Source organism: Romboutsia sp. 13368, from assembly GCF_018336475.1.
GTDB lineage: Bacteria > Bacillota > Clostridia > Peptostreptococcales > Peptostreptococcaceae > Romboutsia.
Map to the genome: position 1 here is coordinate 308,859 of NZ_CP048741.1, position 9,119 is coordinate 317,977.

General features: G+C 40.9%; 1 protein-coding gene and 3 rRNA genes. All 4 read left to right on the plus strand.

The genetic code is table 11. The features are described from left to right. Window positions 1-357 precede the first annotated feature (357 nt). The 4 genes from G3997_RS01235 (at window position 358) to nifJ (ending at window position 9,049) form a co-directional block, all read left to right on the plus strand. Window positions 358-1,860 (plus strand): 16S ribosomal RNA (locus G3997_RS01235). Window positions 1,861-2,133: 273 nt separating this feature from the next. After that, window positions 2,134-5,031 (plus strand): 23S ribosomal RNA (locus G3997_RS01240). A gap of 133 nt (window positions 5,032-5,164) precedes the next feature. Next, window positions 5,165-5,281 (plus strand): 5S ribosomal RNA (gene rrf / locus G3997_RS01245). The 16S, 23S and 5S rRNA genes sit together here, the layout of an rRNA operon. Before the next feature lie 237 nt (window positions 5,282-5,518). Further along, window positions 5,519-9,049 carry a pyruvate:ferredoxin (flavodoxin) oxidoreductase gene (gene nifJ / locus G3997_RS01250; RefSeq protein ID WP_296646846.1) on the plus strand — a complete coding sequence of 1,177 codons (3,531 nt, stop codon included), beginning with the start codon at window positions 5,519-5,521 and terminating at the stop codon, window positions 9,047-9,049. The last annotated feature ends 70 nt before the right edge of the window (window positions 9,050-9,119 follow it).

Below are 9,119 nucleotides of genomic sequence, written 5' to 3' on the forward strand. Positions count from 1 at the left end.
AATAACTTAATATAATAAAGTTATAATAAAAAAATATTAAAAAAAATAATTAAAAAAGTGTTGATGGTGTAGTAATCAGATGGTATAGTAATACTTGTACTTAAGAAAAAGGCAAAACGAAATAAAGAACTTAAAAAAATAAGTTGACAAAGAAAAATAACTTTGATAAACTTAAAAAAGTTAAGAAATGAACTTTGAAAATTAAACAGTAGGTTAATTTATAGAATTACAACTAACAAACCAAGCCAGATATTCAGATAATGATTAGTCTGAGCAGGTAATCAAATTTATTTGAGCAACGGATGTATCTGAAGCGGTAGCGAAGATATAGCGTTGGCGATATAAATTCGAAGAATTTATTTTGAGAGTTTGATCCTGGCTCAGGATGAACGCTGGCGGCGTGCCTAACACATGCAAGTCGAGCGATTTACTTTAGTAAAGAGCGGCGGACGGGTGAGTAACGCGTGGGTAACCTGCCCTGTACACACGGATAACATACCGAAAGGTATGCTAATACGAGATAATATATTTTGATCGCATGGTCGAGATATCAAAGCTTTTGCGGTACAGGATGGACCCGCGTCTGATTAGCTAGTTGGTGAGGTAACGGCTCACCAAGGCGACGATCAGTAGCCGACCTGAGAGGGTGATCGGCCACATTGGAACTGAGACACGGTCCAAACTCCTACGGGAGGCAGCAGTGGGGAATATTGCACAATGGGCGAAAGCCTGATGCAGCAACGCCGCGTGAGCGATGAAGGCCTTCGGGTCGTAAAGCTCTGTCCTCAAGGAAGATAATGACGGTACTTGAGGAGGAAGCCCCGGCTAACTACGTGCCAGCAGCCGCGGTAATACGTAGGGGGCTAGCGTTATCCGGAATTACTGGGCGTAAAGGGTGCGTAGGTGGTTTCTTAAGTCAGAGGTGAAAGGCTACGGCTCAACCGTAGTAAGCCTTTGAAACTGAGAAACTTGAGTGCAGGAGAGGAGAGTGGAATTCCTAGTGTAGCGGTGAAATGCGTAGATATTAGGAGGAACACCAGTTGCGAAGGCGGCTCTCTGGACTGTAACTGACACTGAGGCACGAAAGCGTGGGGGGCAAACAGGATTAGATACCCTGGTAGTCCACGCCGTAAACGATGAGTACTAGCTGTCGGAGGTTACCCCCTTCGGTGGCGCAGCTAACGCATTAAGTACTCCGCCTGGGAAGTACGCTCGCAAGAGTGAAACTCAAAGGAATTGACGGGGACCCGCACAAGTAGCGGAGCATGTGGTTTAATTCGAAGCAACGCGAAGAACCTTACCTAAGCTTGACATCCTTTTGACCTCTCCCTAATCGGAGATTTCCCTTCGGGGACAGAAGTGACAGGTGGTGCATGGTTGTCGTCAGCTCGTGTCGTGAGATGTTGGGTTAAGTCCCGCAACGAGCGCAACCCTTGCCTTTAGTTGCCAGCATTAAGTTGGGCACTCTAGAGGGACTGCCAGGGATAACCTGGAGGAAGGTGGGGATGACGTCAAATCATCATGCCCCTTATGCTTAGGGCTACACACGTGCTACAATGGGTGGTACAGAGGGCAGCCAAGTCGTGAGGCGGAGCTAATCCCTTAAAGCCATTCTCAGTTCGGATTGTAGGCTGAAACTCGCCTACATGAAGCTGGAGTTACTAGTAATCGCAGATCAGAATGCTGCGGTGAATGCGTTCCCGGGTCTTGTACACACCGCCCGTCACACCACGGAAGTTGGGGGCGCCCGAAGCCGGATTGCTAACCTTTTGGAAGCGTCCGTCGAAGGTGAAATCAATAACTGGGGTGAAGTCGTAACAAGGTAGCCGTATCGGAAGGTGCGGCTGGATCACCTCCTTTCTAAGGAGAATTGCCTACTGTTTAATTTTGAGGGTTCATTCCTCAGAATTAGTACTTTGAGNNNTAATGAGTACTTTGAGCACCTCGACACGAACGAAAGTGAGTGGAAGGTAGCGAAGTGCGTTAGCACTTTGAAAACTGCATAACATTTAGTGATATGACATCATTTTAAACATATATGACAAGAAAAGTCTTTAAAATTACAACTTTTAAGCACTGGAATAAACTGAGTGAATACGAAGTTTGTTCAGTAGCGCTAACTTTTTAATAACTGGTCAAGTTATTAAGGGTGCAGGGCGGATGCCTTGGCACTAGGAGCCGATGAAGGACGTGATAAGCTGCGATAAGCTTCGGGGAGTTGCACGTAAACTTTGATCCGAAGATTTCCGAATGAGGAAACTCACTTAGAGTAATGTCTAAGTATCGTTAAGTGAATACATAGCTTAGCGAGGGGAACCCGGGGAACTGAAACATCTAAGTACCCGGAGGAAGAGAAAGAAATTCGATTCCGTAAGTAGCGGCGAGCGAAAGCGGAACAGGCCAAACCATTGAAGTTTTCTTCGATGGGGTTGCGGACATACGACATGGAAAGATATCGTAGATGAAGAGAGTTGGAAAGCTCCGCTATAAAGTGTAATAGCCACGTAGTCAAAACGAGAAAAATACTAGTATGATCCAGAGTACCACGGGACACGTGAAACCCTGTGGGAAGCAGGAGGGACCATCCTCCAAGCCTAAATACTACCTAGTGACCGATAGCGTATAGTACCGTGAGGGAAAGGTGAAAAGAACCCCGGGAGGGGAGTGAAAGAGAACCTGAAACCCTGCACTTACAAGCTGTGGGAGCACATTACTTGTGTGACCGCGTACTTTTTGTAGAACGGGCCAACGAGTTACGATATGCAGCAAGGTTAAGCACTTAAGGTGTGGAGCCGTAGCGAAAGCGAGTCTTAAATGGGCGATTAAGTTGCATGTCGTAGACCCGAAACCGGGCGACCTATCCATGAGCAGGTTGAAGCGAAAGTAAAATTTCGTGGAGGACCGAACCCACGAGCGTTGAAAAGCTCGGGGATGACTTGTGGATAGCGGTGAAATTCCAATCGAGCCCGGAGATAGCTGGTTCTCCCCGAAATAGCTTTAGGGCTAGCCTCAAGGTTGAGAGAAGCGGAGGTAGAGCACTGAATGTCCTAGGGGGTATTGCACTTACCGAAGACTATCAAACTCCGAATGCCGTATTCTTATACTTGGGAGTCAGACTGTGGGTGATAAGATTCATAGTCAAAAGGGCAACAGCCCAGATCGTCAGCTAAGGTCCCTAAATGTACGTTAAGTGGTAAAGGATGTGGGATTGCACAGACAACCAGGATGTTGGCTTAGAAGCAGCCACTCATTTAAAGAGTGCGTAATAGCTCACTGGTCGAGTGATCCTGCGCCGAAAATTTCCGGGGCTAAAACGTACTACCGAAGCTACGGCATCATTATGATGGGTAGGGGAGCTTCGTATGCAGGCTGAAGCATGACCGTAAGGACATGTGGACAGTATACGAGTGAGAATGTTGGCATGAGTAGCGAGACGTGGGTGAGAATCCCACGGGCCGTAAACCCAAGGTTTCCAGGGGAAGGTTCGTCCGCCCTGGGTTAGTCGGGACCTAAGCCGAGGCCGAAAGGCGTAGGTGATGGACAACAGGTTGATATTCCTGTACCGCCAATAAGCGTTTGAGAGATGGAGTGACACAGTAGGATAAGCTAACCACACTGTTGGTTATTGTGTGGCTAAGTATTGAGGCAGTCTAGATAGGCAAATCCGTCTAGATAATGCTAGGATACGATGGGTAAGCCCTTCGGGGCGAAGTAGCTGATTTCACACTGTCAAGAAAAGCTTCTATCGAGTTTAAAGGCGCCCGTACCGTAAACCGACACAGGTGGGTGAGGAGAGTATCCTAAGGCCAGCGAGAGAACTATTGTTAAGGAACTCGGCAAAATGACCCCGTAACTTAGGGAGAAGGGGTGCCTGTCTATGACAGGCCGCAGAGAATAGGCCCAAGCGACTGTTTACCAAAAACACAGGTTTCTGCTAAGTCGCAAGACGATGTATAGGAGCTGACGCCTGCCCGGTGCTGGAAGGTTAAGGGGATCTGTTAGAGCAATCGAAGCAGTGAACTTAAGCCCCAGTAAACGGCGGCCGTAACTATAACGGTCCTAAGGTAGCGAAATTCCTTGTCGGGTAAGTTCCGACCCGCACGAAAGGCGTAACGATTTGGGCACTGTCTCAACAATAGACTCGGTGAAATTGTAATCCCGGTGAAGATGCCGGGTACCTGCGACAGGACGGAAAGACCCCATGGAGCTTTACTGTAGCTTGACGTTGGGTCTTGGTACTACATGTACAGGATAGGTGGGAGACTATGAAGCATGGACGCCAGTCTGTGTGGAGTCATCCTTGGGATACCACCCTTGTAGTACTGGGATCCTAACCATAGGCCTTGAATCAGGTCTTGGAACACCGTCAGGTGGGCAGTTTGACTGGGGCGGTCGCCTCCTAAAAAGTAACGGAGGCGCTCAAAGGTTTCCTCAGCACGGTCGGAAATCGTGCGAAGAGTGTAAAGGCAAAAGGAAGCTTGATTGCAAGACATACAGGTCGAGCAAGGACGAAAGTCGGACTTAGTGATCCGGTGGTACCGCATGGAAGGGCCATCGCTCAACGGATAAAAGCTACCCTGGGGATAACAGGCTTATCTCCCCCAAGAGTCCACATCGACGGGGAGGTTTGGCACCTCGATGTCGGCTCATCACATCCTGGGGCTGTAGTAGGTCCCAAGGGTTGGGCTGTTCGCCCATTAAAGTGGTACGCGAGCTGGGTTCAGAACGTCGTGAGACAGTTCGGTCCCTATCCGTCGCAGGCGTAGGAAATTTGAGAAGACCTGTCCTTAGTACGAGAGGACCGGGATGGACGTACCTCTGGTGTACCAGTTGTTCTGCCAAGGGCATGGCTGGGTAGCTATGTACGGAATGGATAAGCGCTGAAAGCATCTAAGCGCGAAGCCAACTTCAAGATAAGATTTCCCACCGTAAGGGTAAGACCCCAGGAAGACTACCTGGTTGATAGGTCGAAGGTGTAAGTGCAGTAATGTATTTAGCTTATCGATACTAATAGGTCGAGGACTTGACCAAAATAAACCTAAAGGTTTATATCGCCAACCAAATCAAAGATTTCGGTTGCTAAAGATAAATGATGGAAAATTAAATGATATGCAGTTTTCAGAGTATTAACTCTAAAACTTAAGATAATTTAATCGAAAGATTATGTGGTTATTATAGCAAAGAGGATACACCTGTTCCCATACCGAACACAGAAGTTAAGCTCTTTAGCGGCGATGGTACTTGGTGGGCGACCGCCTGGGAGAGTAAGACGTAGCCACGTAATCTTTTTTTATTGCCAAAATTAATTCAATTCTAAAAAATATTTAATTCTAAATTTAATCTAATATATACCTATAAACTTATTTTAAAATATTACAAATTAAAAGTTCATAATCTAATATATAAATTAAAAAAAATACGATTATTAATTAAATTTATGCTAAAAATAATAATTGTAAATCAATATGTTAATAATAATAGATAACATATTAAAAGAATACATAAAAGGAGATAGATTATGGCAAAAGTAATTAAAACTATGGATGGTAATACAGCTGCAGCATATGTATCATATGCATACACTGATGTAGCTGCAATATTTCCAATAACTCCATCCTCTACTATGGCAGAAGTAGTAGATGAATGGTCTGCACAAGGTGTAAAAAATATATTTAATCAAAAAGTAAGTGTTGTAGAATTACAATCTGAATCTGGTGCATCAGGAACTTTCCATGGATCACTTCAAGCAGGGGCTCTTACTACTACTTTCACCGCATCACAAGGGTTACTTTTAATGATACCTAATATGTATAAGGTATCTGGTGAATTACTTCCTGGTGTATTCCATGTTAGTGCTCGTGCATTAGCATCCCAAGCACTTTCAATATTTGGTGACCATCAAGACGTTATGGCAGCACGTCAAACAGGATGTGTAATGCTAGCATCAGGTTCAGTTCAAGAGGTTGCAGATTTAGCAGCAGTAGCTCACTTATCTGCAATAAAAGGAAGATTACCATTTGTACATTTCTTTGATGGATTTAGAACTTCTCACGAAATACAAAAAATAGAAGTTTTAGAGTATAGTGATTATGAGAAATTACTTGATAAACAAGCACTAAAAGCATTTAGAGAAAGAGCATTATTACCAGAACATCCTGCAACTCGTGGTACTGCTCAAAACCCAGATATATATTTCCAAACAAGAGAAGCAGGGAATAAATATTATGATCAAATAGTACCGATAGTAGAAGGATATATGAATGAAATGAGTAGATTAACAGGAAGAAGCTATGGATTATTTGATTACTATGGGGCTCCTGATGCTACGAATATATTAATTGCTATGGGTTCAGTAACTGAAACTATAGAAGAAACTATAGATGAATTAAATTCTAAAGGAGAGAAATTAGGTTTAATAAAGGTTCATTTATATAGACCATTTTCAGCAAAACATTTACTAAATGCTATACCTAAGACAGTAGAAAGAATATGTGTATTAGATAGAACAAAAGAGCCAGGATCTATAGGAGAGCCACTTTATTTAGATGTAAGAGCAGCATATTATGATGAGCCAAATGCACCTATGATAATAGGTGGAAGATATGGATTAGGATCAAAAGATGTTCCTCCATCAAGTATAAAAGCTATATTTGATAATTTATCAGGTGTTAATCCCAAAAATAGATTTACAGTTGGTATAGATGATGATGTAACAAATACTTCATTACCAATTGATGAAAGCTTTAAGTTAGAACATAAAGATACTATAAATTGTAAGTTCTGGGGATTAGGATCAGATGGTACTGTAGGAGCTAACAAACAAGCTATAAAAATAATAGGAGATAATACTAATAAATATGTACAGGCATATTTTGCATATGACTCTAAAAAATCTGGTGGAATAACAATGTCTCACTTAAGATTTGGAGACTCTCCAATAAGATCAACATATTTAATAGATAATGCAGATTATATAGCTTGCCACAATCAATCTTATGTAAATCAATATGATTTATTAAAAGGTCTTAAAAAAGGTGGTACATTTGTATTAAATACTATATGGAATGAATCAGAATTAGATACTCATTTACCAGCTAAAATGAAAAATTATTTAGCTAAAAATGAAATAAAGTTCTATACAGTAAATGCTCGTAAAATAGCTGGTGAAATAGGACTTGGAAATAGAATAAATATGATAATGCAATCTGCATTCTTTAAATTAGCTAACATAATTCCTGAAGATGAAGCAACTAAGTATTTAAAAGACTCTATAAGTAAAACATATGGTAAAAAAGGTGAAAAAGTTGTTAATATGAACTATGAAGCAGTTGAACAAGGTAAAAATGCTTTAGTTAAAATAGATATACCTTTATCTTGGGCTAGTGCTACAGATTCTGAGACTACAGATATACAAGAGCCAGAATTTATAACAAATATATTAAGACCTATGAATGCACAAAATGGAGATAGTTTACCAGTAAGTGCATTTAACGGTATGGAAGATGGGACATTCCCTCAAGGAACATCAGCTTATGAAAAGCGTGGTATAGCTCCGTATGTACCAGAATGGATATTAGAAAACTGTATTCAATGTAACCAATGTTCATATATATGTCCTCATGCAACTATAAGACCATTCCTTCTAAATGAGGAAGAATTACAAAATGCGCCAGAAGGATTTGAAACTAAAAAGGCTACAGGAAAGGGATTTGATGGATTACAATATAAAATTCAAGTAGATACAATGGACTGTACAGGATGCGGAAACTGTGCTGATATATGTCCAGCTAAAGATAAGGCTTTAGTAATGAAACCTCTTGAAAGTCAAACTGAAAAAGAAATACCAAACTGGGATTATGCTATATCTAGTGTTTCAGATAAGGGTTATTTAGTAGAAGGAAAAACAGTAAAAGATTCTCAATTTAAAATGCCATTATACGAGTTCTCAGGAGCATGTGCTGGATGTGGTGAGCCTGCATATATTAAATTAGTTACTCAATTATATGGAGATAGAATGATGATAGCAAATGCTACTGGATGTTCATCTATATGGGGTGGATCAGCTCCTACAACTTCATATACTGTAAATCAAGAAGGTAAAGGTCCATCTTGGGCAAACTCATTATTTGAAGATAATGCAGAATTTGGATATGGTATGCATCTAGGTATTAAGCAAATAAGAAATAAAATAAAAGATGAAATGCAAGAATTAATATCTATGCCAGAGGCTTCTTCTTTAAAAGAAGTTTTTGAAAATTGGATAACTAATATGTATAATGGAGAAGGTTCTAAAGAAGCTAGTAAAAAAGTAATAGAAGCAATAGATAATTCTCAATTTAGTGGAAAAGCTCAAGAATTAATAGAATGTATAAGAGAGAAGAAAGATTACTTGGTTAAGAAATCTCAATGGATAGTAGGTGGAGATGGTTGGGCTTATGATATAGATTATGGAGGACTTGACCATGTACTTGCATCAGGCGAGGATGTAAATGTATTAGTATTTGATACAGAAATATACTCTAATACAGGAGGACAAGCATCAAAATCTACTCCTGTAGCAGCGATGGCTAAATTTGCAGCAGCAGGTAAGAGATCTAAGAAGAAAGATTTAGGTATGATGGCTATGAGCTATGGGAATATATATGTTGCTCAGGTTAGTATGGGTGCAGATAAAAACCAAGTATTAAAAGCTATAAGAGAAGCTGAAGCATATGATGGACCATCATTAATAATAGCTTATGCACCATGTATATCTCATGGATTAAAAGAAGGTATGGGAAGAACTACTGCTAACCAAGCTCAAGCAGTTGCTTGTGGATACTGGCACTTATATAGATATAACCCAATGTTAAAAGAAGAAGGTAAAAATCCATTTACTTTAGATTCTAAGGAACCAAAAGAAAGCTTTAGAGATTTCTTAATGGCTCAAGTAAGATATTCTGCTATAGCTAAACAATTCCCTGATGTAGCTGAAGAGTTATTTAATTTAGCTGAGAAGTACTCTAAAGAAAGATATGAAGGTTATAAAAAATTAGCAAATCAAGACTAATATATTAAGCGTATATCTATATAGATATACGCTTTTATTATACGTCATGGCATATTTTTACAATACTATG

Bases quoted from the DNA above. Each gene is read 5' to 3' on its own strand.
- nifJ (WP_296646846.1), top strand. From the start codon at position 5,519: ATGGCAAAAGTAATTAAAACTATGGATGGTAATACAGCTGCAGCATAT.